This is a genomic window from Aliivibrio finisterrensis, from assembly GCF_008933155.1.
Classification (GTDB): domain Bacteria; phylum Pseudomonadota; class Gammaproteobacteria; order Enterobacterales; family Vibrionaceae; genus Aliivibrio; species Aliivibrio finisterrensis.
In genome coordinates this window covers 1-25,698 of sequence record NZ_WBVP01000015.1, presented here as the reverse complement: position 1 = coordinate 25,698, position 25,698 = coordinate 1, and the positions used below count along the sequence as shown (strand labels likewise).

General features: G+C 38.8%; 22 protein-coding genes, 2 pseudogenes and 1 riboswitch. Of the genes and pseudogenes, 18 read left to right on the top strand and 6 right to left on the bottom strand.

What is annotated here, in order from left to right; all coding sequences use genetic code 11:
* Nucleotides 1-44 precede the first annotated feature (44 nt).
* From ftsY to glpG, 6 genes are all read left to right on the top strand, one after another.
* Nucleotides 45-1,313 carry a signal recognition particle-docking protein FtsY gene (gene ftsY / locus F8B77_RS12955; RefSeq protein ID WP_130045695.1) on the top strand — a complete coding sequence of 423 codons (1,269 nt, stop codon included), beginning with the start codon at nt 45-47 and terminating at the stop codon, nt 1,311-1,313.
* Between the two features lie 3 nt (nt 1,314-1,316).
* Nucleotides 1,317-1,985 (top strand): cell division ATP-binding protein FtsE, encoded by a 669-nt coding sequence (ftsE, locus tag F8B77_RS12950; protein WP_151655648.1) that lies wholly within the window; start codon nt 1,317-1,319, stop codon nt 1,983-1,985.
* Nucleotides 1,978-2,934, top strand: coding sequence for a permease-like cell division protein FtsX (gene ftsX, locus F8B77_RS12945; protein ID WP_151655647.1), 957 nt, complete (start codon nt 1,978-1,980; stop codon nt 2,932-2,934). The genes ftsE and ftsX overlap by 8 nt, the downstream gene beginning before the upstream one ends.
* Nucleotides 2,935-3,161: 227 nt before the next feature.
* A complete protein-coding gene (gene rpoH, locus F8B77_RS12940; RefSeq protein ID WP_130049227.1) occupies nt 3,162-4,022 on the top strand; it encodes an RNA polymerase sigma factor RpoH in 861 nt (286 codons plus the stop codon).
* A 442-nt stretch (nt 4,023-4,464) separates the two neighbouring features.
* The gene (glpE, locus tag F8B77_RS12935; RefSeq protein WP_130045699.1) at nt 4,465-4,788 is read left to right on the top strand and encodes a thiosulfate sulfurtransferase GlpE; all 324 of its coding nucleotides are present in this window, start codon (nt 4,465-4,467) and stop codon (nt 4,786-4,788) included.
* A gap of 6 nt (nt 4,789-4,794) precedes the next feature.
* Entirely contained in the window at nt 4,795-5,628 is an 834-nt protein-coding gene (gene glpG, locus F8B77_RS12930; protein ID WP_151655646.1) for a rhomboid family intramembrane serine protease GlpG, read from the top strand.
* Between the two features lie 88 nt (nt 5,629-5,716).
* Here the strand turns inward: glpG and F8B77_RS12925 are convergent, their stop codons facing one another.
* Nucleotides 5,717-6,127, bottom strand: a complete 411-nt coding sequence (locus F8B77_RS12925) for a flagellar basal body-associated protein FliL (protein ID WP_151655645.1) — start codon at nt 6,125-6,127, stop codon at nt 5,717-5,719.
* Between the two features lie 121 nt (nt 6,128-6,248).
* Here F8B77_RS12925 and F8B77_RS12920 point away from each other — a divergent pair, with 121 nt between their 5' ends.
* Complete coding sequence (locus tag F8B77_RS12920) at nt 6,249-6,791, top strand: chorismate lyase (protein ID WP_151655644.1); 543 nt, start codon at nt 6,249-6,251, stop codon at nt 6,789-6,791.
* Entirely contained in the window at nt 6,788-7,645 is an 858-nt protein-coding gene (gene ubiA, locus F8B77_RS12915; protein WP_151655643.1) for a 4-hydroxybenzoate octaprenyltransferase, read from the top strand. Before F8B77_RS12920 ends, ubiA begins: the two co-directional genes overlap by 4 nt.
* Nucleotides 7,646-7,730: 85 nt before the next feature.
* Here ubiA and plsB read toward each other — a convergent pair whose 3' ends face one another.
* Complete coding sequence (gene plsB, locus F8B77_RS12910; protein ID WP_151655642.1) at nt 7,731-10,154, bottom strand: glycerol-3-phosphate 1-O-acyltransferase PlsB; 2,424 nt, start codon at nt 10,152-10,154, stop codon at nt 7,731-7,733.
* Between the two features lie 240 nt (nt 10,155-10,394).
* Between plsB and lexA the strand changes: the two genes are divergently transcribed.
* From lexA to dinF, 3 genes are all read left to right on the top strand, one after another.
* A complete protein-coding gene (lexA, locus tag F8B77_RS12905; protein ID WP_130045705.1) occupies nt 10,395-11,015 on the top strand; it encodes a transcriptional repressor LexA in 621 nt (206 codons plus the stop codon).
* 143 nt (nt 11,016-11,158) lie between these two features.
* A complete protein-coding gene (locus F8B77_RS12900; RefSeq protein WP_130049221.1) occupies nt 11,159-11,953 on the top strand; it encodes a class I SAM-dependent methyltransferase in 795 nt (264 codons plus the stop codon).
* Between the two features lie 87 nt (nt 11,954-12,040).
* Nucleotides 12,041-13,369 (top strand): MATE family efflux transporter DinF, encoded by a 1,329-nt coding sequence (dinF, locus tag F8B77_RS12895; RefSeq protein ID WP_130049220.1) that lies wholly within the window; start codon nt 12,041-12,043, stop codon nt 13,367-13,369.
* Between the two features lie 90 nt (nt 13,370-13,459).
* Here the strand turns inward: dinF and sthA are convergent, their stop codons facing one another.
* On the bottom strand, nt 13,460-14,875 hold the full coding sequence (sthA, locus tag F8B77_RS12890; protein WP_130049219.1) for a Si-specific NAD(P)(+) transhydrogenase: 1,416 nt from the start codon (nt 14,873-14,875) through the stop codon (nt 13,460-13,462).
* Between the two features lie 234 nt (nt 14,876-15,109).
* Here sthA and fabR point away from each other — a divergent pair, with 234 nt between their 5' ends.
* The 3 genes and pseudogenes from fabR to F8B77_RS17990 all read left to right on the top strand — a co-directional run.
* The gene (gene fabR, locus F8B77_RS12885; RefSeq protein ID WP_130045708.1) at nt 15,110-15,787 is read left to right on the top strand and encodes an HTH-type transcriptional repressor FabR; all 678 of its coding nucleotides are present in this window, start codon (nt 15,110-15,112) and stop codon (nt 15,785-15,787) included.
* A gap of 52 nt (nt 15,788-15,839) precedes the next feature.
* A complete protein-coding gene (locus F8B77_RS12880; protein WP_151655641.1) occupies nt 15,840-16,214 on the top strand; it encodes a YijD family membrane protein in 375 nt (124 codons plus the stop codon).
* Between the two features lie 71 nt (nt 16,215-16,285).
* Nucleotides 16,286-16,463 (top strand): annotated as a pseudogene (locus tag F8B77_RS17990) (Arm DNA-binding domain-containing protein); the annotation flags it as partial.
* 259 nt (nt 16,464-16,722) lie between these two features.
* Here the strand turns inward: F8B77_RS17990 and F8B77_RS12870 are convergent.
* Nucleotides 16,723-18,576 carry a methyl-accepting chemotaxis protein gene (locus tag F8B77_RS12870; protein WP_151655640.1) on the bottom strand — a complete coding sequence of 618 codons (1,854 nt, stop codon included), beginning with the start codon at nt 18,574-18,576 and terminating at the stop codon, nt 16,723-16,725.
* Between the two features lie 119 nt (nt 18,577-18,695).
* Here F8B77_RS12870 and F8B77_RS17985 point away from each other — a divergent pair.
* Nucleotides 18,696-19,490 (top strand): annotated as a pseudogene (locus tag F8B77_RS17985) (Kiwa anti-phage protein KwaB-like domain-containing protein).
* 439 nt (nt 19,491-19,929) lie between these two features.
* Here F8B77_RS17985 and trmA read toward each other — a convergent pair.
* Nucleotides 19,930-21,039, bottom strand: a complete 1,110-nt coding sequence (gene trmA / locus F8B77_RS12850; RefSeq protein WP_151655637.1) for a tRNA (uridine(54)-C5)-methyltransferase TrmA — start codon at nt 21,037-21,039, stop codon at nt 19,930-19,932.
* A gap of 148 nt (nt 21,040-21,187) precedes the next feature.
* A riboswitch (cobalamin riboswitch) is annotated at nt 21,188-21,412 on the top strand.
* 45 nt (nt 21,413-21,457) lie between these two features.
* Here trmA and F8B77_RS12845 point away from each other — a divergent pair.
* From F8B77_RS12845 to murI, 3 genes are read left to right on the top strand one after another with little or no spacing between them, the layout of a single operon-like run.
* On the top strand, nt 21,458-23,305 hold the full coding sequence (locus F8B77_RS12845; RefSeq protein ID WP_151655636.1) for a TonB-dependent receptor domain-containing protein: 1,848 nt from the start codon (nt 21,458-21,460) through the stop codon (nt 23,303-23,305).
* A gap of 49 nt (nt 23,306-23,354) precedes the next feature.
* On the top strand, nt 23,355-24,026 hold the full coding sequence (locus tag F8B77_RS12840; RefSeq protein ID WP_151655635.1) for a Dph6-related ATP pyrophosphatase: 672 nt from the start codon (nt 23,355-23,357) through the stop codon (nt 24,024-24,026).
* Between the two features lie 60 nt (nt 24,027-24,086).
* Nucleotides 24,087-24,875: a glutamate racemase gene (murI, locus tag F8B77_RS12835; RefSeq protein ID WP_151655634.1), complete on the top strand. Its 789-nt coding sequence runs from the start codon at nt 24,087-24,089 to the stop codon at nt 24,873-24,875.
* Here the strand turns inward: murI and F8B77_RS12830 are convergent.
* Nucleotides 24,838-25,323 (bottom strand): RNA recognition motif domain-containing protein, encoded by a 486-nt coding sequence (locus F8B77_RS12830; RefSeq protein WP_151655633.1) that lies wholly within the window; start codon nt 25,321-25,323, stop codon nt 24,838-24,840. The two genes, murI and F8B77_RS12830, sit on opposite strands and share 38 nt — an antisense overlap.
* Between the last annotated feature and the right edge of the window lie 375 nt (nt 25,324-25,698).

Below are 25,698 nucleotides of genomic sequence, written 5' to 3'. Positions count from 1 at the left end.
TAGTATACGAGAAAATTGTACCAATTTAATTCTAGGATTTCCCAATGACAGGCAAAAAGAAACGCGGATTATTGTCTTGGTTAGGTTTTGGTGATGAAGAAAAAGCCGAACAACCAACAGTAGAACAACAATCAGCAGAAGAAGGCACTGATACTTTATCTCAAACACCGTCTCAAGAAGACAGTATTGTTGAGAGTGTAGTGGAAGACGCACAACTTGAACAGTCTAAAGAGACTGAAGCGCTTTCAGTTGAAGAAAATAAAGAAGAAAATAAAGCTTCAGTTGAAGAAAGCGAAAAGAGTGCAACAGAGTCATTAATTACAGAAATGGAGCTGGTAAATCCAGAGCCTGCAGTTGAAGTGACCGTGGAAGAAGTTCAAGAAAAACCAACAGAAAGTTTCTTTGCTCGTTTAAAGCGTAGCTTACAACGTACAAAAGAGAATATTGGTGCGGGTTTCTTTGGGTTATTCAGCGGTAAAAAAATAGATGAAGAGCTGTTTGAAGAGTTAGAAGAACAGCTACTGATTGCTGATGTAGGAATGGATACAACAGTTAAGATCATTGACAGTTTAACTGAGAAAGCCAGTAAGCGAGACCTGAAAGATGGTGAAGCGCTATATGGCTTATTAAAAGAAGAAATGTCAGAAATTCTAGCGAAAGTGGAACAACCGTTAGAAATTAATGAGAAAAATATGCCACACGTTATTTTAATGGTGGGTGTCAATGGTGTTGGTAAAACAACGACCATTGGTAAGTTAGCAAAACAGTTCCAAAGTGAAGGTAAGTCAGTGATTTTAGCCGCTGGTGATACGTTCCGTGCTGCGGCGGTTGAACAACTTCAAGTATGGGGCCAACGTAACGATGTGCCTGTAATCGCACAACACACTGGAGCGGATAGTGCGTCAGTGATTTATGATGCGATTGAAGCTGCAAAAGCACGTAAGGTGGATGTGGTGATTGCTGATACTGCAGGTCGTCTCCAAAATAAGAGCAATTTAATGGAAGAATTGCGTAAAATTGTGAGAGTAATGCAGAAGATAGACCCAACGGCACCACATGAAGTGATGTTAACGCTTGATGCCGGTACTGGGCAAAATGCCATTAGCCAAGCAAAACTATTCAGCGATGTTGCTCCAGTAACGGGGATTACATTGACGAAATTAGATGGCACAGCAAAAGGTGGGGTTATCTTCTCTATTGCCGACCAATTTCAAATCCCAATTCGTTATATCGGTGTTGGGGAAGGAATTGATGATTTACGTCCATTTGTGGCGCAAGATTTTATTGATGCATTATTTAGTCGTGAGGAATAACGCGTGATTCGATTTCAGCAAGTGTCGAAAGCCTACCGTGGCGGTCGTCCAGCATTACAAAAAGTAAACTTTCATCTTAATCGAGGTGAAATGGCTTTTTTAAGTGGTCATTCTGGTGCGGGTAAAAGTACCTTGCTGAAATTGATCTGTGCTATTGAGCGTCCAAGTGATGGCAAAATTTTATTTAATGGTCATGACATTACTAAAATTTCAAATCAAGACATTCCCTTTTTACGTCGTAATATTGGTATTGTATTCCAAGACCATAAATTATTGATGAATAGAACGATCTTTGACAACGTAGCATTACCAATGCGCGTGGAGTCAGTGCGTGAAAATGACATTAAACGCCGAGTTTCTGCGGCGTTGGATAAAACAGGCCTGTTAGATAAAGCCAAAAGTTACCCGATGCAATTATCGGGTGGTGAGCAGCAACGCGTAGGTATCGCTAGAGCCGTGGTAAATAAACCAATGCTACTTTTGGCCGATGAGCCAACAGGTAATTTAGATCCTCAGTTGTCTCGTCAAGTATTTAACTTGTTTGCTGAGTTTAATCGTGTTGGTGTCAGCGTATTAATGGCATCTCATGATTTATCTCTTATTGGTGGTAATAAATATCGTCGTTTCGATTTACACCAAGGGTGTTTGCGTGAGGTTGCAGATCATGACTAAGCGTAGCAAAGTAAAAAATACTCAAGGGGCATCAAGCGATGGTTTTTGGGCAACACATAAAAAACAGGCTAAACTCTCTTTTCAAGAGTTATTACGTCGTCCTTTAGGTAATTTATTAACGCTTGCTGTGATAGCAATGTCATTGACGTTACCATCCAGCATGTATTTAGTCGGTAAAAACTTAACAATAGTCGCTTCTAAATGGCAAGCGCCTTCACAAGTCAGTTTGTATCTACAACAAGAAGTTGCTGAGTCAAAAGTTCAAGATTTAAAAAGTGAGCTTGAAGGCTGGAAAGAAGTTGAGGCGGTTAGCTACATCTCTCCACAAGAGGGATTAAAAGAGCTCAGTGAGCAATCTGGTTTTGAGCAAGCACTTACTTTACTTGATAGTAATCCACTTCCTGCAGTGTTAATTGTCTCTCCTCAGAGTGATTGGCAAGATAAGAATAAAGTACATCAATTGGTGAATCGTCTTAAGCAACAGTCGTACGTGAATGAAGTACGCTTAGATGATGATTGGCTAGTTCGATTAGAGGCGATTAAGCATGTCGCTGTAGTTGTTGCAACAACACTCGCTATCCTTATGTTTGTTGCTGTTTTCTTGATTGTGGGTAATACGCTTCGTTTTAATGTGCTAGAGCAGAAAGATGAAATCCAAGTAATGAAATTGGTTGGTGCTACCAATACCTTTATTTTACGTCCATATTTATATACGGGGATGTGGTTTGGATTATTGGGTGGAGTTATTGCTTGGCTATTTACTGCCATCATTACCGTTACGCTGAATGGGGCTGTAGATAATGTCGCGGTATTATATGAAAGTGTATTTAGACTAGTAGGGCTAACATGGGATGAAAGTTTGTTATTACTGATGTTATCGTCTTTTTTAGGTTTATTTGCTGCGCGTATTTCAGTCTTGCGTCATTTAAAAGAAATTGAGCCGGTATAGCGTTTATATGTACAAATAGACTAGAACGGCCATTTATCTGACCACGATCTTATGAAACCGTTAATTCTTTGAATTAGCGGTTTTTTTTGTTAAAAAGTGAACTTAGTTAACAGACGTGAGTCCATAAAGTGTGGATAATTCTCCGCCTTTCACTTGCAGTCTGTTTATTTTAAGTACATTATTGCAAGGCTAAGTTAAGTAATACCAAGAAATAAATGGGGATTTGAATGTCGAAAGAGATGTATTCAATGGCAGCCGTTTCACAAGATAGCATTGATAGCTATCTGCGTTCTGTTAATAGTTATCCGATGCTAACAGTGACAGAAGAGCGTGAACTGGCCGAGCGTTTACACTACAAAGAAGAAATAGAAGCCGCGAAAGAGCTAATTTTATCTCATCTTCGTTTCGTCGTGCATGTTGCTCGTGGTTATTCTGGTTATGGCTTGCCTTTAGCGGATCTTATCCAAGAAGGTAATGTCGGTCTTATGAAAGCCGTAAAACGTTTCAACCCTGAAGTGGGTGTTCGTTTGGTTTCCTTTGCTGTGCATTGGATTAAAGCTGAAATTCATGAATACGTACTAAGAAACTGGCGTATTGTGAAAGTAGCAACGACTAAAGCGCAGCGTAAACTGTTTTTTAACTTAAGAAAGAATAAAAAACGCCTTGGCTGGTTTAATAACGGTGAAGTTGAAGCGGTTGCAAAAGATCTTGGAGTATCTCCTTCTGAAGTGAGAGAAATGGAGTCTCGACTTGCAGCGCAAGATTCAACGTTTGAGGCACCAGCAGAAGATGATGACCGTGATATGGCTTTCACGGCACCTGTTTATTACTTAGAAGATAAACAATCTGACGTGGCTTATTCTTTAGAAGAAGATAATTGGGAAGATTACACTAATAATCGTTTAGCAAATGCCATTGCAACATTAGACGATCGCAGTCAACATATCGTGCAATCTCGTTGGTTAGCTGATGAGAAAGTGACATTACAAGAGTTGGCTGATACTTACCAAGTTTCTGCTGAACGTATCCGTCAACTTGAAAAAAATGCGATGAAAAAATTAAAAGACGCGGTTGGTGATGTTCTTTAGTTAATAAGCACAGAATAAGAATCAAATAGAAGGCTGATCTCTTTGGGGATCAGCCTTTTTTGTTTTTAATCTCTGTGAGTTTGAGCTGTTTTTATAGTTTAAGTTGATTATTTATCTTGTGTATAAGTAGGGAGTTAGCTGTTTAGATCTTGCTATATGGTTTAGAAAGCGAGATAAAATAAAGGATTAAGATAAGAACTACTATCCACACATTAAAAAGGATCCTTACTACATGTAGTGGATCTATTTTATTTAAACCACTTTATCAACGCAATCCACAAGGTTTTCCACAGGTGGTTAAAAAGTGAGCGGCTTTTGTTTGGTCATAAAAATATGTGGATAATAAATTTGTGTATAAGTTGTTTTTATCCTTACGTACTCTGTGTTTTTCTTGTGGTTAATCAGAGGTACAATAAAGAAAAAATAGAGAGTGGAAGTCAAAATGGAACAGTTTCAACATATCTCAGTAGTCGATGCTCAACATAAACTACAAAATAAAGATCTTAATGCGGTGATCGTCGATATTCGAGATCCTCAATCTTTTTCCCGATCGCACGTCGATGGCGCATTTCATTTAACTAATGACACCATTGTTGAGTTAATGAATACAGTGGATTTTGAACAACCAGTATTAGTGATGTGTTATCACGGACACAGCAGTCAAGGTGCTGCTCAATACTTACTAAACCAAGGTTATGATGAGGTTTATAGTGTTGATGGTGGTTTTGAAGGCTGGCATAAAGCAGGGTTACCTGTGGAGAAATAAAATTATATGCAGAGATTAATCGCATTATCCAATCCAAGAGCAGGGCAGGCGTTTATTGATTATATGGCATCGAGGCAGATTGATATTCGTATGATGCCAGAAGGAGATGGTCAGTTTGCGTTATGGCTGGTATCTGATGATGCTTATCTACTGGAAGTTGAGTCGGAACTTCAGGCTTTTTTAAGTGATCCTAACAATACGAAATATCAGTCTGCCTCTTGGGATATGGCTGATACACGAACAGCAAAGTTTGCTTATGGTTCGCCAGATCTCATGAAGATGATTAAAGCAAAAGCGGGATTCTTTACTTTATTCATCATGGCGGTTTGTATTGTTATTTTTGCACTGCAGCAGCTAGGTTGGAATAATTCGATTTTTCAAGCGCTGCATTTTCCTGCAAGTCAGGAGCAAAGCATGGAAGTATGGCGCTGGTTTTCTCATGCATTACTGCATTTCTCTGCAATGCATATCATCTTTAATTTACTGTGGTGGTGGCAGTTGGGTGGAGACATTGAATTACGTTTGGGGCGAGCCAAGTTAGTTCAACTGTTTTTATTCTCCGCCTTATTTTCAGGATTAGGGCAGTATTGGATAGAAGGGGCAAACTTTGGTGGGTTATCAGGTGTAGTATACGCATTGCTAGGCTATTCTTGGTTTATTGGTTGGTTAGCTCCAGAGAGGGGGATTTCTGTCTCTAAACCGATTGTTGGCTTTATGTTGGCATGGATAATTCTAGGTTATGCTCAACCTTTTATGGCCATTGCGAATACGGCGCACCTTGCTGGCTTGGTTACTGGCTGTGTGATAGCGGCAATAGACAGTAAGCTGAAAAACGCATAGAAAGAAATCAAGAGAATAAAAAAATGAGCAAGACACTTGGTGCCTTGCTCATTTTTATTTTGATATAAATATTACGATAGTATCGCTGTTACTGATAAATATATTTAGTAAACAGTAAATCTACCGCGAGCGTTTTTCCTGTCTCGGCCAGTAAAAGTTCATTGATTGCCGTTAAGCATTCTTTTCTAATTTCTTCCCTACCAGCCAATGATTTAATTCGTTGCTCTGGTTGTTGACCTAGAACCTCAACTAAGGCATTTCTAATTTGTGGATTGTGATGCTCTAAGTTAGGCAGATCTCGATTGTCAGCCACTAGGATATCAACTCGGATCTGGATATAACCGAGCCTTTTCCCTTGGGTAACAAAGTTGGTTGTTAGGTCTGGTGCTAGTGTAAAGTAGCCCATTTGTGGGGCAACACCGTCTTCTGCAAAAACTGCAGGGGCAAAAAGTTGGCTAATTATTAGCAGTAACCCTGAAAATAATGATTTCTTTGTCATTTTCTAATCCATTCGTCAGTCAATTTATTTTATTACTTGTTACAATAGTCGGCAGTTGTGAGAAAAAATTAACCGTTATCTCTCAATATAATCGATATATGTGAGAGATGTTATAGAGAATATGTTAGATATCAATTCTTGGTGTGCTTCTGTACTGAAAAAAGTGCAGTGGCAAGAAGCCGATAGCTTTAAGTGTCGTAACGAATGGCAGCAATATTGGTTGCTTGGGCTGGACTCATTATCTCGCCGTTTAGAGCAGCATTGCCAAGTGCTGTCTGTATCGGTTTTAGATAATACTCATATTAATCCGAGTTCATTAACCGAAGAAGAAACTAACCTTCTTAGCAAAGAGGTTTGTCTGCGAAGAAAGGTGATCTTAAAGGGCGATCAGACTTCCTGGGTTTATGGTCGCACGTTAATCCCATTATCATCGCTTCAAGACCAACCACACGACTTAACACGTCAAGGTCATGTACCATTAGGTATTACGGTCTTTAGCGCTAAGAGTGTCCATAGGGACAAGCTACAAGTCGCAAAAGTCATGACGGATAAAGGGGAGTTATTTGCTCGTCGTTCTCGTTTATGGATGAATGAAAAACCAATGTTGGTTGCAGAGTTGTTTTTACCAAATGCACCTATTTACTCAAAGGAAATGGAATCATGACCATGTCAAAAGCACAGGCGTTTTGGCAATTAACTCGAATGAATCGACCTATCGGTTCGTTATTGCTTTTATGGCCAACATTGTGGGCACTGTTTTTAGCCGCGGATGGACTCCCTGATTGGCATGTTCTGGTTGTATTTGTACTCGGTGTTTTATTTATGCGTTCTGCGGGTTGTGTGATTAATGACTTTGCTGATCGTAAAGTCGATGGTCATGTAAAGCGTACCGCTAATCGTCCGTTACCTTCTGGACTTGTTTCTTCTAAAGAAGCACTTATGTTATTTGCTGGTTTGGTGGTGTGTTCATTTTTATTAGTGTTAACCATGAATACGTTAACGATCCTGCTATCAGGAATAGGGATAGTGCTTGCCATCGCTTACCCATTCATGAAACGTGTTACCTATTTACCTCAATTTGTACTCGGTTTAGCATTTAGCTGGGCTATCCCAATGGCGTATGCGGCAGAATCAAATCAAGTGCCACCTGAAGCGTGGTTGTTATTTGTGATTAACGCGCTATGGACGATTGCCTACGATACGCAATATGCAATGGTAGATAGAGATGATGATTTAAAGATTGGCATTAAATCAACGGCGATTTTGTTTGGTCGTTTCGATAAGCTCATCATAGGCCTACTGCAGTTAAGTGTTCTGACGTTATTGATTATTCTTGGTTCTCAGTTAGCTCTTTCGAGTGTGTACTATTGGGGAGTGTTAGCTGCAGCAGGATTTTTTGTTTATCAGCAATGGTTGATTAAAGGTCGCGAAAGAGAAGCATGTTTTAAAGCCTTTCTAAATAATAATTATGTCGGTGGTTTAGTCTTTATTGCGATTAGCATGAGCGTGTTAATTTAAGTTTTCGACTTACTGATAAAAGAAAAGCCAGTATGATACTTTCAATAAGAAATCTCATACTGGCTTTTTTGTATCTTAAAGAAAATTAATCTTCTTTGTTCATTACCGCTTGGATAGTGAGTTTTATCTCTGGTGTTAATAGTTTTGAGATGTCATGAGCAAAAGGCGTGACTTTTTCAAGTACGGCATTTCCATCGCTGTCTAAATAACCTTCGGTTTTTAAACTATTAAACAAGATACCAAAAACCCCTTTATCGAAGAACTCTGGGGCATTAATTCCATGCAGACGGCTTAAACGCTGAGCCATTATTTGGCTTTGCTCTTCTAATTCATTCTTATCTAATTCAGGCGATGCTTGTAAATGCGTAAGAGCAATTGCATAGCGTTGTAGTGTTTCTGAAATAGTATGAGCCAATAAGTGAAGTTTACGAATATTGGTTGGGTTAAGTTGTAGAAGCCCATTTTCGAGTACGATTAACTTTTGACGAATTAATTCATCAATATGTTGGTTAACCACATCGCTCAAACCTTCGTCGCTATAATGCAAAAATAACTCAGCTTTAAGGAATGGGTAGATTTTTTGAATCTGTTGTTGGATACCATCAACAGAAATTGAACGAGACTGCACAACTAATTTTGCAATTAATGATGGTAATGCAAATAGATGAATAATGTTATTACGGTAGTACGTCATTAGAATTGACTGATTTCTGTCTAATGAAACGATTTCACCGAGTGTGTCTTTTTCAATAACGAACTTATCAAGAGCAATAGCATGCTCTAATAGCTCTTCAGCACTTTCCATTGGCACGGTGGCAGTGCTTGAGTAAGGAATGTTTCGTAGCAGCTGTAAGTAACAATCTAACTGCTCAGTCAGATCTTCTTTACTTAATGCACGCTGACGAGCCGCAAGTAATGCCGTTGCACATAACGTTAATGCATTGGCAGCCGCCGCATCATTAATGTGCGTCATCATTTTATTGGCAATGCCATTCACCACGGGAACCATCCACTCTGGTCTTTGTGGCTCAATCGGGTTAATTGATTCAGACCAATTTGGTGCGTGTTCATTTAAATAATGGTTTAGTGAAATAGGCTCACCAAAGTTGACGTATCCTTTACCGAAATTACGCAGTTTACGTAGCGTGCGTAATACCTGTCCTGCATTTTCTTTTTCTTTACGCTTACCTTGCAGCTCTTTAGCGTAAGTGGTGACTTCCATTACGTGTTCATAGCCAATATAGACTGGCACAAGCGTTACTGGGCGGTTTAACCCTCGCAGCATAGCTTGAACGGTCATTGCTAGCATTCCGGTTTTTGCTTCCAATAAACGGCCAGTACGTGAGCGTCCACCTTCACTGAAATACTCAACTGAATAACCTTTTGCAAAAAGTTCTGCTAAGTATTCACGGAAGATAGTTGAGTAAAGACGATTACCTTTAAAACTACGACGAATAAAGAAAGCTCCGCCACGACGGAAGATAGGACCCGCAGGGAAGAAATTTAAGTTAATGCCAGCTGCAATGTGTGGTGGTACTAATCCTTCATGATAAAGCACATAGGAAAGTAACAAGTAATCCATGTGGCTACGGTGACAAGGAACATACACAATTTCATGGCCTTCTTGTGCTAGCTTACGCACAGTAGACGCGTTATTAATGTTTAAACCTTGATATAAACGATTCCATAGCCATTTAAGAATACGGTTACCGTTTTTAATCAGTGAGTAAGAGAAGTTTGTTGCGATCTCTTCCATGATCCCCATGGCTTCTTTACGTACTTTTTCTACTTCTACATTGCGTATTTTTGCTTCATCTAAAATTACTTTTTCTATTGCTTGTGATTTTAACAAACGATTAAATAGCGCTTGGCGGTTAGGTAAATTAGGACCTGATGCTGCTAATTTTTGACGAGAAAAATGAATTTTAGCAACACGAGCTAATTTATGGGCAATTGCTTCATCCGCACCGTGATTGTCTGCCATGTAGCGTAAAGAGACTACTGGGCTAATACGCACTGTTGAGTCACGGCCTGCTTTAATCAGCGTGATGAATTTTTGAGGGGTGTTAAGTGGCATTAAGTGAGGTTTGCTAGTGCCTTCTTTGCCAGGTTTTCTTCCCCATAGAATAGAGGTCGGAATTAATTGAAAATCGACGTTAGGATTATCAGCGTGATGTTTTAAGACAGCTTTAAATAGCTCTAATGACTCTTGTGGTAGGTCATCATCGGTGTCGAATATTTTTGGTCCGATAGAAGTGAATACGTAGCGTGGGTATTCCACATCATCAATCGTGATCGGAGAAAGAGGGTCTGGTAGCCCTAGTTCTAATGCACTTTTTTGTAATGTCAGTAAATCAACATGCGAGCGAAATGGCAGGGCATAGATGATTGGACGCTCAAGATCGATCTTAAGGTCTTCAATTGGGTTCGATGGAATCGAAGTACTCTTCACCATTACTGATAATGGCAATTTTAGCAAAGAGTGATAAATAGTGTGTCCTGTAGACATAATGACAATAACGCCTTAGTTATGTACCGATCGGTCGGTTTATATAGTTGCTTACAATTTCACGGCAAGAATAGCAGAACTGGTCAAACCTTTTAATAGAAATGAACAGATTATCCACAATAGTACGAGTAATATGACATAAAAGTCGTTAATTTTGCCGCCTTTTTAATCAAGAGGTCTTTCAAAGCATAGCACAGCTGTATATACTCACAGTTAACTGTATAAACAGACAGGTGATTTATGAAGCCGCTAACGGCAAGACAGCAAGAAGTCTTTGAGTTAATCAAAGCAAAAATTGATGATACTGGCATGCCACCGACACGAGCAGAGATCGCTCGTGAGTTGGGATTTCGTTCAGCGAATGCGGCAGAAGAGCACTTAAAAGCCCTTGCTCGTAAACAGGTTATCGAGATTATTCCTGGCGCTTCTCGAGGTATTCGAATTCTTTTACAAGATGCAGAGAATGAAGAGCTTGGTGTTCCTTTGATTGGTCAAGTGGCAGCAGGAGAGCCAATTCTTGCTCAAGAGCATGTAGAGAGTCACTATCAGGTTGATCCTGGCATGTTTAAACCACAAGCTGATTTTCTATTGCGAGTGAATGGGGAGAGCATGAAAGACATCGGAATTATGGATGGCGATTTGCTAGCGGTTCATAAGACGCAAGATGTTCGTGATGGACAAGTGGTTGTCGCACGAGTGGATGATGACGTAACCGTTAAACGTTTAGAGCGTAAAGGGTCCATGGTTTTCCTTCATGCAGAAAATGAAGAATTTGCTCCAATTGAAGTAGATTTAACATCACAGAGTTTAAGTATTGAAGGTCTTGCTGTTGGTGTTATCCGCAGTACAACTTGGATGTAATACTTACGTATAATTACTATTCATTTAGATAATCTTAGGAATGAATATTATTAAATTGTCATTATCGCTTGTTTTTCTGAAATAGAACTTTACAAGTGGTAATGATAGTTATTATCATCTAATTTCTTTCATAGGAGATGATAATGACACAGCTCGGCCATAAAATTCCTTCTCGCCTACTGCAACCTCTGTGGTTAAGAAGCCGTGAAAGTATGATTGATAACGGATTAATTTACGATCCTATTGCAGCTGCTGCATGTCGACATTGTCACCTCTCTTCTGACTGTCTCTCTGGAGATATCGATCAAAAGCAATTACTCCATGCCACTCTTACCGTTCAATGTGATCAATACGTTTCTCGATTTCTAAAATCTAATCCATCGGGGTGGGTGGTGAATGTCGGTGCTGGTCTAGATACGCGTTTTTATCGATTAGATAACGGTCGGTGTCATTGGCTGGAACTTGATATCAATGAAAATCTTCTCTGGCGACAAAAGCTGTTTCATACCAATGAGCGTTATTATTTGCGCTGTGGCTCTGCAACAGAAGAAAGCTGGGTAGATAACCTTCCCGTGCCACATGATGTACCAGTAATGATTGTCTGTGAGCATGCATTATTAGAATGTAATGAAAAACAGCTAGCGAAATTTGTCCAGTTATTGGGTCGTCGTTTTCATCATGCAGAGGCGTTGTTTGTGGTGGCGGGGGATCGCTGTAATACCATGATAGGCAAAAAGCTCGGCAGTATTGAATATCAACATGGTTTATATCAACCAAAGCAACATTTTACGGGGTGGCTACCGTGGATAGAAAAATTATCTGTGACATCGCCTCTTGAGCATGATTGTACACGATGGAAAGTATGGCAGCGCTGGTTGTCTAAATTTCCACTTTTTAAGCACAGAGTAACGCCATTGCTAATTCATATGAATTGGTGAATGTGTGAAACAAATTAAAGTAGCAAAGGTTTAGGTTCAAAAAGAAGTAAGTAATAATACGATTACTTTTCAATCTTGGTAGAGCTTATGCTACAGGCACTAAAAAACCTTTCTCTACACCGACAGGTATTAGCGTTAGCTATTCCTATGGTGCTTTCAAATATCACTATTCCGTTATTAGGGTTAATTGATGCTGCTGTCATTGGCCATCTCGAACACGCATGGTATTTAGGAGGGGTTGCAGTAGGCGGCACCATGATCAGCGTGACGTTTTGGTTGTTGGGTTTTTTACGCATGGCAACCACTGGTTTATCTGCACAGGCGTATGGCGCTGAAAATAAAATGTTACTGAGCCAAACATTTTCTCAGGGTATTTTTTTAGCGCTCTGTTTTTCTTTTATTCTTCTTCTTTTTCATCAACCTCTTTCTTACGCTATTTTTTCTTTTAGTGACGCAGCACCTGAAGTTAAGTTGTATGCCGAGCAGTATTTCTCTATCCGCATATGGAGTGCCCCGGCAGCGTTGAGTAATTTGGTTATCATGGGCTGGTTACTAGGAACGCAAAACGCTCGTTACCCTATGTGGCTTGTGATCATTACTAACGTTATAAATATCGTACTTGATTTATTATTTGTGGTTGGCTTTGATTGGAAAGTAGAGGGGGCTGCATTTGCCTCGGTCATTGCGGACTATTCGGCTTTGGTAATAGGCTTGTTCTTTGTCTTTAAGCAAAGTAAAAAATTAGCGTTACCTCGTTTCATTATGCCAATTGCAGATCTTCTTTCTGGTTTTAAGCGTTTATTTAAATTGAATCGAGATATTTTCTTACGCTCATTATGCCTACAAGCGTGCTTTACTTTTATGACGTTTCAAGGGGCATCGCTTGGTGTTGATATTGTGGCAGCTAATGCGGTATTGATGAGCTTTTTGATGATGATTTCATATGGTATGGACGGTTTTGCTTATGCAATGGAAGCAATGGTAGGAAAAGCCATCGGAGCGAAGAGTAAATCTCAGTTATCTGATTCTTTAATCGGCACGACTTTTTGGAGTTTCATTATTAGTTTGATACTTAGCTTAGCCTTTGGGCTTGGAGGTTATCAATTAATTTCAATGATTTCTTCTATTGGAACGGTACAACAAACGGCGCTTATTTACCTTCCTTGGCTTGTTGCTATGCCATTAGTGTCGATGTGGTGTTTCTTATTGGATGGGATTTTTGTTGGAGCAACTAAAGGTTCTGAGATGAGAAATTCCATGTTTATTGCGATGTTAACCTTTTTTACTATGTGGTGGTTAATGCAAGATTACGGTAACCATGCATTGTGGGCTGCGATGTTATCTTTTATGGCTATGCGTGGTATCAGCTTAGCAATTACCTTTTTTATACAATGGAGAAAAGCAATTTTCCTATGATAGGCCAAATAGTTTATTGTATTGATAGTTAAATAGAAAATGGGGTAAGTTAAGGCTTATCCCATTTTCGTTCTGTGCTGCTGATGATGGTTAGAAAAGTCTATTTAATCCATTAAGAGCAGCAACACGATAAGCTTCGGCCATTGTTGGATAGTTAAATGTTGTATTTACAAAGTACTCAATAGTATTGGCGTCGCCTTTTTGTTCCATAATGGCTTGGCCGATATGAATGATCTCAGCGGCACGCTCACCAAAGCAATGTATTCCTAATATTTCTTTAGTTTCACGATGGAAGAGAATTTTCAGACTGCCAATATCCATTCCTGCAATTTGAGCGCGAGCTAAATGTTTAAAAGACGCTCTCCCTACTTCGTATGGGACTTTTGCCGCCGTTAACTCTTGTTCCGTTTTACCAACTGAGCTAATTTCGGGAATGGTGTAAATACCTGTAGGGATATGATCAATCAGTTGTGCTTCTGCTTTGCCTTTTGTAATTGCTTGGGCAGTAAATCGGCCTTGGTCATAAGCGGCGCTTGCTAGGCTTGGATAGCCAATGACGTCACCAACCGCATAGATATGATCAACAATAGTTTGATAACTTCCATTTACTTTGAGTTGCCCACGAGAATCCGCTTCTAGCCCTACCGCTGATAAATTAAGTTTGTCCGTGTTCCCGGTTCTGCCATTAGCAAATAGAATGCAATCGGCTTTCATTTTTTTACCAGACTCAAGATGCATCACGATACCATCATCGTTAGCTTCAATGCTTTCAAAGCTTTCATCATTGCGAGTAACAATGCCACTGTTCCAGAAGTGATACGAAAGAGCATCAGACATTTCGTTATCTAAAAAGGAAAGTAAGCGGTCTCGAGTATTAACCAGGTCGACTTTGACTCCTAAACCTCGAAAGATAGAGGCATACTCACTGCCAATAACGCCTGCACCGTAAATAATAATATGTCTAGGATCATGCTGCAGAGATAAAATGGAATCACTGTCATAGACTCGGCTGTGGTTGAAGTTAACTCCAGCCGGGCGGTATGGGCGTGAACCCGTTGCGATAATGAATTTATCTGCGGTATAAGTTTCGATAGAGCCGTCTTTTGCGGTTACGGCGATGGTATTTTTTTCTACAAAACTGGCTTCACCGAAGATAAGTGAGCACTGATTGCGGTCGTAAAATCCTTGTCGCATTCTCGTCTGTTTATCAATAACACTTTTCGCATGGCCTAAAATATCCGAAAAAGTAGAGTGAAGACTGGTATTATTCTTACAATAAAGAGGGTTTGAATTAAATTCAAGAATACGGCTAACGGCATGACGCAGTGCTTTGGATGGTATGGTTCCCCAGTGAGTACAACCGCCACCAACACTTGGTTCTCTTTCAATAATAGCAACGTTTAGGTTTGCCTTTGTCAGCCCCATAGCGGCGCCTTCTCCCCCTGGGCCACTTCCAATTACAATGGCATCAAAATGGGTTGAATGTGTAGGGGTCGAGTTAGTCATTATTTGTGCCTTATTATTATCAATCTCGCAACATTGCTAGTGAACTATTTTAACCTTTTCATTCGTTTGGTAAATCAAGTGAGTAAGATAGAGTGGAGAGGATCACGTTGTTTATGGAAATAGACAGGTTTATGGATTTCATTATTTACATAGATAAATAGAAATCGATAATGTGAACTAGCGAAAAGTTTGTGATACCCATTAAATTTAATTGTGCAACATACGGTAAAATATATGTATCCTGAATTCGAAGCTGATGATCTCAATGTAGCATCAGAAGTGAAGCGACCAGTAACGGCAAAAGGTGTGAGAGCACAACAGAAAGAAAGAACTCGTCGAACCATTATCGATGCAGCTTTTTGTCTACTATGTGCTGAAAGAGGCTTTACGAGCTTAAGTTTACGTGAAGTAACAAGAGAAGCAGGAATAGCCCCAACGTCTTTCTATCGTCATTTTAAAGATATGGACGAATTAGGGCTCACCCTGGTTGATGAAGGTGGCTTGATTTTACGCCAACTAATGCGCCAAGCTCGTCAGCGAATTGTGGTTGAAGGAAGCGTGATCCGAACATCGGTTGATACGTTTATGGAGTTTATTGAAAGTAGCCCCAACGTATTTCGTTTGTTATTACGAGAACGCTCTGGAACTTCACCGGCCTTTCGTGCCGCAGTAGCAAGAGAGATCCAACATTTTGTCGCGGAACTAAGCGAATATTTAGTTGCCACAACAGGAGTGCCTCGTGAAGATGCATTAGTGCAGTCTGAGGCTTCAGTAACGTTAGTATTTAGCTCTGGTGCTGAGGCATTAGATCTGGATGCTGTGCATAGAAAAGAATTATCAGAAAGGTTGATTTTTCAGTTACGAATGCTTTCTAAAGGCGCCTATTGGTATCGTAAAGAAAATGATCAATAGAATACAGTTACATTGTTCGCAGTGAATCAATGTTTATAAGAGGTAATAAAGCATGACAAATGAAAATAGTAGAAATGAACGAAAAACCTTAGTGCTATCAGTGATAACTGGTCTTTCTCTGAATGCTGTTTGGGTTGGATTTACAGTAACAGAAGTGGCTTTTTCAATTTTTCCAATCATAGCATTGGTTTTAGCTGCTCAAGGCTTGTACCAAGAATACTTACGTCAACCTGAAAGTGAAGATACTTCGTTGATTGCTGTCGCTTGTTTCTTTGTCGGTTTATTTGGTCATTCTGCTTTTGTGAAGGCGCAATACCCAGAAATGGGAGGTAACTTCTTCTCTATTCTTGTTACATTAAGCTTATTACTTTGGATTGCAGTAAAAATGGGCTTTTTAAAAAAGAAAGATGAACCCGTAGATGCTTAATTAGTTAATAAAAGAAAAGGCTTAGAATGTAGTGTTCTGAGCCTTTTTTCTATCTATTATTTTCTTTCATCATGAAAAAGCGAATTAATAGCAATGCCACCTTGCTCGCGCTGAAGCCACAAAAAAAAAGAATACTTAGTTGCGGATAAAAAGATTGAGGGGTTGAATATTAGGGTTCGACCAACAGGTACAATGACGTGGGTATTTCGCTTTCAATTGGGAAAGAAACACGAAATAATGTCAATGGGTTCTTCAATGGAGTCATCAGTATACGAACGAACCTGCAAACCATCGCTAGCATGGATTTTAACTTTAGATATCCCATTGTTAATTTCAGCCTCGACCGATTGACTAATCATAACCTGTTGATTTGTAATCGTGATGCGACATGACTGTAAACCATAGTTGTCCCTTCCTAGCGGTGGCAACAGAATCTTAACGTTCCGATTGCCTATTGATTGATGACGTTGTTAGAAGAATCCTTTCTATATTTAACGGTGGGTCACATTTATGAGACTTTAAAACTATCAATTGTTGCTTTAAGTTTCTTTGACTGAAGTAAGACGATATCTGTCGAGTGTTGCGATTGTACAATTTGCTCTTCATTGGCGCTTGAAATGGCTACTAGCTCTTGTAAATGGTTTTCAACTTCATTATTCGTGTATTGTTGCTCTTCGGAGGCTGTAGCTAGTTGTGATGTTTGGGAAGATAAGCTCAGACACAACCCTTCAACCGTAACAAGTTCATTATTCGCATGTTTACTCTTACTCAAGGTATCTTGAGCTGTTTTAGTCGACTCCTCCAGAATATCGACCACGACAGCAATCTTTTTCTGCAGCTCTACAATTGTTTCATCAATAGCTAAAGTCGCTTCATCCGTTTTACCTGATAAGCTTCGCACCTCATCGGCAACCACAGCAAACCCTCTCCCTTGCTCTCCAGCCCTAGCAGCTTCTATGGCAGCATTGAGAGACAGTAAGTTAATCTGAGAAGCCAGTTCTTGAATGGCCTTTGTAACACTTTGAATTTTTGCTGATTGCTCATTGAGTTCAGTAATTCTTTCTTGACCATTGAGTAGCTTTTCATTTAAGCCATTTATCTCCGCATTGGACTCCCTAGATATATTTAAAGCTTGCTCATTAGCGTTACTGAGTTTGCTTGATGCATCGTCTGTGGCATTTATTGAAAGATTTATTTCGGAATTGACCGTTACTAACTCATGAATGGAACTACTTATGCTGTTTACACGAGTAACAGCATCACTAAAGCCCTGAGTCGTTAAATTTAGCTTCCCAGACATTTCGTGACTAGCCAGATTGATGGCTTCATAACTCACTTTAATTTCTTGAAAAGCCTCTTGAAGAGACTCAATAAATTGATTGAACGAACGAGCAATCTCACTAAATTCATCGTTGCCCTTAAAGTTGATTCGACTTGTTAAATCTCTATTTCCGGTAGAGAGCGCTTTGACCATATGGTTTAGGGTATTCAGCCTAGCATTAATATTGCTCGCTATTACAAAAACGAAACTTAAGGTAAACAAAAGCAAGACTAGACCAAAAATATGCAGTTTGAATTTGTGCTCCTCAATATAGTCGGCGATTAGTAGAGAGATACTCTTAGCATTCTCCACGATAACAGATTCAGCCTCTTGAGCCGTCTTTCTCATCATCCCTTTAAGGCCCTCATTATGTTCAAACCCCATCTTCAAATGTAAGTCAATCAATTCATTGTAGGCACTAAAATAAGCATCATAGACAGGCTTAACCGTCGGATATTCTGTAATTGCAATCTCGAGTGCTTTCTTACTAGAAAGTAACTCATCAAGAGTATCTTGAGAGTGCTGGATACGGAACTCATAATCAGCTTCTATAAGCTCAACCATTACATGCTCAACGCTGATAGATTGAGTGTGAACTATAGCCTCTTCTAATTTCGTTCTAGCGTCATCAATTTCCTTTTCAAGCCCGTTTTTATCATAAATTTGGTGTGAAATTTTTGCCAGCGCTATGAATGAGTCTTGGTACACCTCTAATTTACTGAGGGTGGTTGAATTATTCGTCCCTCGGTTAAATAACAAAAGATAATCCTCGTTGAGCTTAATCAGGTCCATTTTTAAATGAGCCATAACCTCAGCATGTTTCTCTAGGTGCTTATCATCCATACGAGAAAAAAAATCTTTTTCATGACGCCTAAGAGCAAGAAGTTCTGTTTCGATAAACCAATTCTGAGAAGCTACCTCTTCTGCATATATGATTTTATTTATAATCATGTTCTCGAAAACGCCATACAACATCATTGATACCGTTACGAGCGAGGCAAGAGTGATGAGCTTTGCCTTAATGGTCATTCCTTTTACCATATTATCTTATCCCTTGATTTACGAATTAAAATAGTAGTACAAAAATAGAAGTTCGTAATTATTTTTCTCCGTTGGATATTTGTGAAAGTGAAATCGTTTGAACCTTACGCAAGTTCTTTTTGGGTTTAGATAATCATATAAAGCCCATTAGAGAGCTATCAGCTTATTCTGCGCTGACGATAGATACAGATGAAGACAGAGATCTCGTTCACTCAGTCGAAGACACGGACTTTTCGGGTGTTATTGGAAAAATACGTTTGGGAGTAGACAATGATCCTGTAACTGACATTCACCAGTTTCATAACGCTTGGGCGCTGGTAGTAGAATTTAATCTCAATGATCATCAATTCTATGCATTCTCGAAGATTAAAGGCGGTTGGAATCTAAAAAGAGCTTCAACGTTGTCTAGCTGGGCATTTTCAGATGGTGACTTTAAAAAGGTAGAAGTTCGCAATACTTTTTCTTTGCGTGATTATTTTGATTTTGTTGCATACGGCTAAGATGTCTTCATTCGTGACAAAGCCAATTATGAGTTAGGCTTGTACATCCGTGCCGGCCTTGAGGCAAAGAGAGATGTCTTAGTTGATGCTCTTGCTGAAAATGGAATCATCACTTCAGTAGATGATTTAAAAGTTGCGATTGGTACAAACAAACCTTGCTACGTCCGTTTAGTCTCTGCTGAAGAAACGCGTTATTTTGAAGATCAGCACGTTATTGAAGATATGAAAAACATCATTGCTGAACATGAGTGGCAGATAGATTTTGATGGTGGCGGAAAGTTTATTGTTGATGAAAACAACATTGATCTGTTCTTAAAGCTAATTAATGACAAACGTTTTATATCTTTAATCAAAAAGCAAATGGTTGACGCTGATAGAGTTGAAATTGTAAAAACGGTGGATAATGCCGGATAGGGCTTTAATAAATAGCTATTGACGCTATCTCCAGCATCGAGTTGAAGGTAACAATCACTGCTTTCGCCCAATCAGAAAAACTAGATTGTCTTGAAACTCCTGCTCTTTTTGACGATAAAGCTCTAAGGCCTCTTGCTACTCTACTCGTTTAAGCTCCTCTTGCTTATGCTCTCCAAACTCAGCAAAAGGGTTGTGGTGCTTTTCTTGAAACGAACGTGATTCAGAAGCCGTTACTTCTACAAATACGGAGATGGATACTATTTAATTAATCTGAGAGCTGTCTTAGTGGGTAAGAATATGAACTATTACCATTAATTAGGTGGGGTCACCTAGTTTTTACTCAGGGAGAGAGGAATTGAAATTATTGAATAATTTAATGCCCCGTACCCTGAGCCGTACCTTTTGTGTTTTTGTCTATGTATCTATAGCCTTTAAACTCTTATTTCTTAAGCTCTAAGAACACACCAGCTTCCATGTGGTGTGTATATGGGAATTGGTCAAATAGAGCAAAGCGAGTAATGTTATGTGTTTTACCCAAAATGTCTAAGTTTGCTTTTAGTGTCTCAGGGTTGCAAGAGATATACATAATACGTTCATAACCCTGAACCATTTTACAAGTGCCTTCATCCATACCTGAGCGTGGTGGATCGACAAAAATGGTATTGCAGTTATAGCTTTTTAAATCTACGTTTTGATCTTTTAAGCGTCTAAATTCACGTTTACCTTCCATTGCATCGGTAAAGTCTTCTGCTGACATACGAATGATTTGAACATTATCAATATTGTTTGCTGCAATATTGTATTGTGCTGACTCTACTGAAGGTTTTGCTAATTCAGTCGCTAGAACGCGATCAAAGTTTTTAGCTAAAGCTAATGAGAAGTTACCATTACCGCAGTAAAGTTCTAATAAATCACCTTGGCTGTTTTGAGTACAGTCTACCGCCCACTCTAGCATTTTTTGTGCAACAACACCGTTTGGTTGGGTGAAGCTATTTTCAACTTGCTTGTAAGTTAAAATATCGTCGTTAACTTTTAATTTTTCAATAACAAACTCTTGGTCCAGTACAATCTTCATTTTACGAGCACGACCAATAAGATTCAGATTAAAACCTTCATCATTTAAACGTTGTTTTAGTGCTTTTGCTTCTTTTTTCCAAGCATCATCTAATTGGCGGTGATAAAGCATTGAAACTAAGATTTCACCGCTTAGAGTGGATAAAAAGTCTACTTGAAACATCTTATGACGCAAAATTTTGCTTTCTTTTACCGCTTCAGTCAGTAATGGCATTAAATCATTAATGATACGGCTGGCTGGCAAAAAGTAATCGACACGGTATTTTTCTTTGGTTTCTTGGTTGAACATAACGTAATACATTTCGTCATTTTCATGCCAAACTCGAAACTCTGCTCGCATACGGTAGTTTTCAGCAGGAGAAGAAAAGACTTCCAATTCAGGAACGTCAAATTCAGAAAACATTGCAGACAATGCTTCTGCTTTTTCATCTAATTGTACTTGATAATTTTCTGGGTTCATGACGGGTTGGGTCATTGTCTTGCCTCACGCTGCTCAAAATAAGAGCGCCGATTTTATGCGATAGAGATCTGTTGTCCAGTATTTGTGTGTGATTGATCGAAACTAATTGAGTAAAAGAGGGAATACTCATTAGCTAAGCCTAGACAAAGATAGCGTACGCCATTACTATTTCTGCCATGTTGGTGCGCTATTTTTATATTCGATAATAGCCTGAAAAGGGAATCTGGTGAGAATCCAGAACTGACGCGCAGCGGTAAGAGAGAACGAAAGTACATTAAACACACTATTATTTTTCTTTATCAAAGGATGTAGAGATAAGTGATGGGAAGTGAGTACCGTAGGTTAACTGCTCTCAAGTCCGAAGACCTGCCAACAATATGTGATACCTAGGTATTACTATATGGACTTAACGCGATTTTAGGAAACAACGGAAATGAAAAAAACTGCCCTTGCGACTGCAATAGTGTCGCTGCTTTCTCACGCCTATACTTCCCCTGTATTTGCTCAAAACGCCAAAACTGAAACTGATGAAACGATGGTTGTTACTGCTAATCGATTTGAGCAGCCGGCTAAAGATGTTATTGCGCCAATGAGTGTAGTCACAAAAGAAGAAATTGTTCAGATTCAAGCAAAAACGATGACGGACATTTTAAGATTGCAACCAGGGGTTGAAGTCGCAAGCAATGGTGGTATTGGTCAAAACGCCTCTATTTTTATGCGAGGTACTAACTCTGATCATGTCTTGATTTTAATTGATGGCTTTAGAATGAACAGTTCTATTAAAAGCGGAATGAACATTAATAAAATCCCTGTAAATCAAGTCGAAAGAATTGAAATCATTCGTGGTTCTGGAGCGGTAATGTATGGCTCTGATGCAGTTGGGGGAGTGATTAATATCATCACCCGAACTTCTCCTGATAATCAGTCGAAATCAGCAACCATTGGTGCAGGTAGCGATAAGTATAAAGAAGGAAACTTTGCTGCTAACACTCAAGTAGGCGAAAATGGACATTTAAAAATGGCTGCCGGATTCACTCAAACAGAAGGCTACAACGTCAATCCTCAGTCGGGATTAAATGATGGAGATAAACATGGCTTTGAAAACAACCAGTTTATGTTGAACTATGAGCATCAGCTTTCTTCTTATGTTAGTCTTTTCACTGGTGTTAGATGGTTTAATAGCACATCAGAATATAACCATTATACAAATACAAAATCTCGCTCAGAATCAGAATCTACTGTTTACTCTTCAAAATTATCTTTTCATAAAGATGCGGTTTCATCAAATTTAAGTATCAGTTATCAAGATGATCAAACATTAGAATATCATGAGAATGGTGAACTCGATTCAGAGCAAAAAATTGATCAGTTAAATATGCAATGGGCCAGCCAAATCAAACTAACGGATGACTGGTTAATTAATGCAGGTGTTGATTGGACTGATGCGAAAGTGAACGCTGACATTACTGATTGGTCAAATAAGGTGATAATTAATGAAGGTGAAAGTCGAACGTCAACTGGCGTATATTTTGGAACTCAATACCAACTAGAGCAATTAAAGTTAGAAGCAAATACTCGATTTGATAAGCACGATAAGTATGATGAATATACAACGTGGGGGGTTGGTGCGAGTTATCAAATTAATGATATTTACAAAGTAAGCACTGCTTATAATACCGCCTTTAAAGCGCCATCATTTTATGATTTATCGACAGCTCCTGATTTAGAGCCGGAAACATCAAAAAATATCGATGCTAGTTTTGCTGCCGTATATAGCTTAGTTAATGTTAATTTATCTTTGTATAAGAACCGTGTAGATAATTTAATTGTATATTATGACGCACCAAATTTTGCAGGTTACAGTGCTAATGTTGATGCTGATATTAAAGGTGTTGAGTTAGAGTTATTATTTGATACTGGAATTATTTCTCATACATTGATCGCTGAGTATAAAGATCATGAAGATACAGAAGGTCAACAGTTAGCAAGAAGAGCGAAACAGAACTATAAATGGATGGGTAATATAAGCTTGGGTGATTTAGATCTGAATCTTTCTTATATCTACACTGGAAAGCGCTCTGATTTACCTTCAGCTCCAGGAGTTGAAACAGCTTATCTTGATCCATATTCATTATGGAGTGTCGCTGCTGCTTATTGGGTTACGTCAGATCTTGCAGTTCGCGGAAGAGTTGAGAATTTATTTGGTGAAGAATATGAAACAGCAGGTGGGTATAAACCCGTTGAACGTTCATATTATGTTAATTTAGACTATCAATTTTAAACATATCTAAACCGCCTTCATCGGCGGTTTTTTCTTTTCTGAGGTTTATATGAAAAAGAAAGTAATCATCAGTTGGTCATCAGGCAAAGATTCAGCACTCACTTTTATCCGATTGCTTGAGAACCCTGATTATGAGGTTGTTGGGTTATACACAACCCATGTAGCAAATGAAGTGCCTTTTCAGGTAACTCCTATTTCTGTTGTCCAAATGCAGGCTGATCTAACAGGTTTACCATTAATAGCTATTGAATTGCCTACCGTGTTCCCTGCCAACAATGAATATCAAAGTTTAGTCGTAACTGGTTTAAAGGAATGTGGAATTGAGTTTGATGCAGTTGCCTTTGGCGATATGTTTTGTAATGGCATTGTTGAATACCGTAAAAGCTATATAGAAGCAGCGGGTTGGGAGTGTGTTTTTCCATTGGTAGGACAATCAAGTCGTGAGCTAGCAGAAGAAATTATTAGCTGTGGAATTAAAACCATCCTTGTTACAACGGATGGAACACAATTAAATAATCAATTCTGTGGCCAAGAATACACAATGCAGCTACTTTCTGAGTTTCCTGTGCAAATTGATCCATGTGGCGAAAATGGGGAGTTTCATACATTGGTAATCGAGGCGCCTTGTTTTCATGGCTCTATAGAGCTATTTGATATAAGAATTGACGAACAAGAGCGGTTTACTCATTTGCGTTATCAGGCTTCTGTTTTACAAAAATAGCATTAACGGTATGATTAGGACCTAATCTTCATTCGATTTAAAGAGTCTGTGGTTTCAGTTATGCCAAAACATATTTTGATTTTTGATTCAGGTATCGGTGGATTATCTGTATATAAAGAGATCCAATATCAATTACCTTTAGCAAAGTATATTTATGCTTTTGATAATGCTGCGTTTCCATATGGTGAACTTACTGAATCAGTGCTAATAGAAAGAACAACACATATCATTTCTCAGCTTTGTGCGAAATTTGCTATAGATATCGTTGTGATCGCTTGTAATACCGCCAGCACTATTGTGCTACCAACACTTAGAGGTAAGTTAACCATTCCAGTGGTTGGTGTTGTTCCTGCTATAAAGCCTGCAGCTCTTGTATCAACTAAAATAGGACTTCTTGCTACTCCGGCAACGGTTAAGCGAACTTATACGTATGAGTTAATTAAGTCATTTGCTCCGATCTCTGATGTTCAACTATTAGGTTCAACTAGATTGGTAGAAATCGCGGAAGAAAAGATGATTGGGGTGGATGTTGATCTCAAAGAGTTAAAAGATATTTTATCTCCTTGGCAAAATAAGGTAGATACGATTGTTCTTGGCTGTACTCATTTTCCATTTTTGAGAAATGAAATAAAAAAAGTACTTAATGGTAATGTTTTACTTATTGATTCAGGTGAAGCGATAGCCAGAAGAGTAAAGCAGTTACTAGGAGAACACGAAGAGGATAGAAGAGAGATGATAAAAGGAGAGGTTTATTGTAGTGCCCAAACAAAGAATGAAGAGGCACTAAATAAAACATTTCGAGAATTAGGGTTTAATTCTCTTCAATATTTGGATTACCCGAGGTTTTAGGATCATTAGCAATACGAACTTTTAGCGTGCGCTGATCAAATTCGTTATTGTTCAAGTTTTCGATAACGTTATCCGCATCTTTACTTGCAACAACAACAAAACCAAAACCTCTTCTTTTACCTGTTCGTTTGTCTTTCATCAGACGAACTGCAAATACGTCACCGAACTTAGCAAACAGATCTTTCACGTCTGACTCATTAGCACGATAAGGTAAATTACCAACATAAAGGGTAGTACTTGCTTGATCTGTATTCTGATCTTCATCAGAAGAAATCGTGGTACTTGATTTAGTTGGAGACTTATTAATAGTTAATAATGTAAAACCTGTAATTACTGCGCCAAAAGCGAAAGCAAAAGCCGGAGATACAGCGATTGGTAATAAAGAGATTGCACCTGCACCTAGTGCAGCAATAGCAATGATAATAATATTTGAATTAGTAGATTTCATGATAAGTAAGGTCTAGTAAATAAATAAAAAATGATGAATTAACAATAAAATCACATCGATACTACTTATATTATTTATCAATTGCCAACTAATTAAGTCATTGTTCATTTCTTGTAGGCCTTTTGTGTGAAAAAAAGTGATCTGTGTAGAAAATAATCACTTGGAAAGGAATTATTAAAAAGTACTTGCGTAAGTGTTCTACCTCCCTATAATGCGCATCCGTTCTCAAGGGAAAGCTGAAGTTAAGCATCTAGTGAGAATTTAGTTTTGAGTTGTTTAAAATTATTTTAAATAACGCTTGACTTAACTGTCTGGCTCGATATTATACGCAGCCTGAAACAACGAAGCGATAACGCTAAGTGGTTGAAAGATAAC

What these genes read in the sequence shown, in the direction of transcription:
- plsB (WP_151655642.1), bottom strand. Translation starts at nt 10,154, where the DNA reads ATGTCTACAGGACACACTATTTATCACTCTTTGCTAAAATTGCCATTA.
- murI (WP_151655634.1), top strand. Translation starts at nt 24,087, where the DNA reads ATGCCAAAACATATTTTGATTTTTGATTCAGGTATCGGTGGATTATCT.
- sthA (WP_130049219.1), bottom strand. Translation starts at nt 14,875, where the DNA reads ATGACTAACTCGACCCCTACACATTCAACCCATTTTGATGCCATTGTA.
- F8B77_RS12845 (WP_151655636.1), top strand. Translation starts at nt 21,458, where the DNA reads ATGAAAAAAACTGCCCTTGCGACTGCAATAGTGTCGCTGCTTTCTCAC.
- rpoH (WP_130049227.1), top strand. Translation starts at nt 3,162, where the DNA reads ATGTCGAAAGAGATGTATTCAATGGCAGCCGTTTCACAAGATAGCATT.
- F8B77_RS12920 (WP_151655644.1), top strand. Translation starts at nt 6,249, where the DNA reads ATGTTAGATATCAATTCTTGGTGTGCTTCTGTACTGAAAAAAGTGCAG.
- F8B77_RS12925 (WP_151655645.1), bottom strand. Translation starts at nt 6,127, where the DNA reads ATGACAAAGAAATCATTATTTTCAGGGTTACTGCTAATAATTAGCCAA.
- F8B77_RS12830 (WP_151655633.1), bottom strand. Translation starts at nt 25,323, where the DNA reads ATGAAATCTACTAATTCAAATATTATTATCATTGCTATTGCTGCACTA.
- F8B77_RS12870 (WP_151655640.1), bottom strand. Translation starts at nt 18,576, where the DNA reads ATGGTAAAAGGAATGACCATTAAGGCAAAGCTCATCACTCTTGCCTCG.
- glpE (WP_130045699.1), top strand. Translation starts at nt 4,465, where the DNA reads ATGGAACAGTTTCAACATATCTCAGTAGTCGATGCTCAACATAAACTA.
- glpG (WP_151655646.1), top strand. Translation starts at nt 4,795, where the DNA reads ATGCAGAGATTAATCGCATTATCCAATCCAAGAGCAGGGCAGGCGTTT.
- ubiA (WP_151655643.1), top strand. Translation starts at nt 6,788, where the DNA reads ATGACCATGTCAAAAGCACAGGCGTTTTGGCAATTAACTCGAATGAAT.
- ftsY (WP_130045695.1), top strand. Translation starts at nt 45, where the DNA reads ATGACAGGCAAAAAGAAACGCGGATTATTGTCTTGGTTAGGTTTTGGT.
- fabR (WP_130045708.1), top strand. Translation starts at nt 15,110, where the DNA reads ATGTATCCTGAATTCGAAGCTGATGATCTCAATGTAGCATCAGAAGTG.
- trmA (WP_151655637.1), bottom strand. Translation starts at nt 21,039, where the DNA reads ATGACCCAACCCGTCATGAACCCAGAAAATTATCAAGTACAATTAGAT.
- F8B77_RS12880 (WP_151655641.1), top strand. Translation starts at nt 15,840, where the DNA reads ATGACAAATGAAAATAGTAGAAATGAACGAAAAACCTTAGTGCTATCA.
- dinF (WP_130049220.1), top strand. Translation starts at nt 12,041, where the DNA reads ATGCTACAGGCACTAAAAAACCTTTCTCTACACCGACAGGTATTAGCG.
- F8B77_RS12900 (WP_130049221.1), top strand. Translation starts at nt 11,159, where the DNA reads ATGACACAGCTCGGCCATAAAATTCCTTCTCGCCTACTGCAACCTCTG.
- F8B77_RS12840 (WP_151655635.1), top strand. Translation starts at nt 23,355, where the DNA reads ATGAAAAAGAAAGTAATCATCAGTTGGTCATCAGGCAAAGATTCAGCA.
- lexA (WP_130045705.1), top strand. Translation starts at nt 10,395, where the DNA reads ATGAAGCCGCTAACGGCAAGACAGCAAGAAGTCTTTGAGTTAATCAAA.
- ftsX (WP_151655647.1), top strand. Translation starts at nt 1,978, where the DNA reads ATGACTAAGCGTAGCAAAGTAAAAAATACTCAAGGGGCATCAAGCGAT.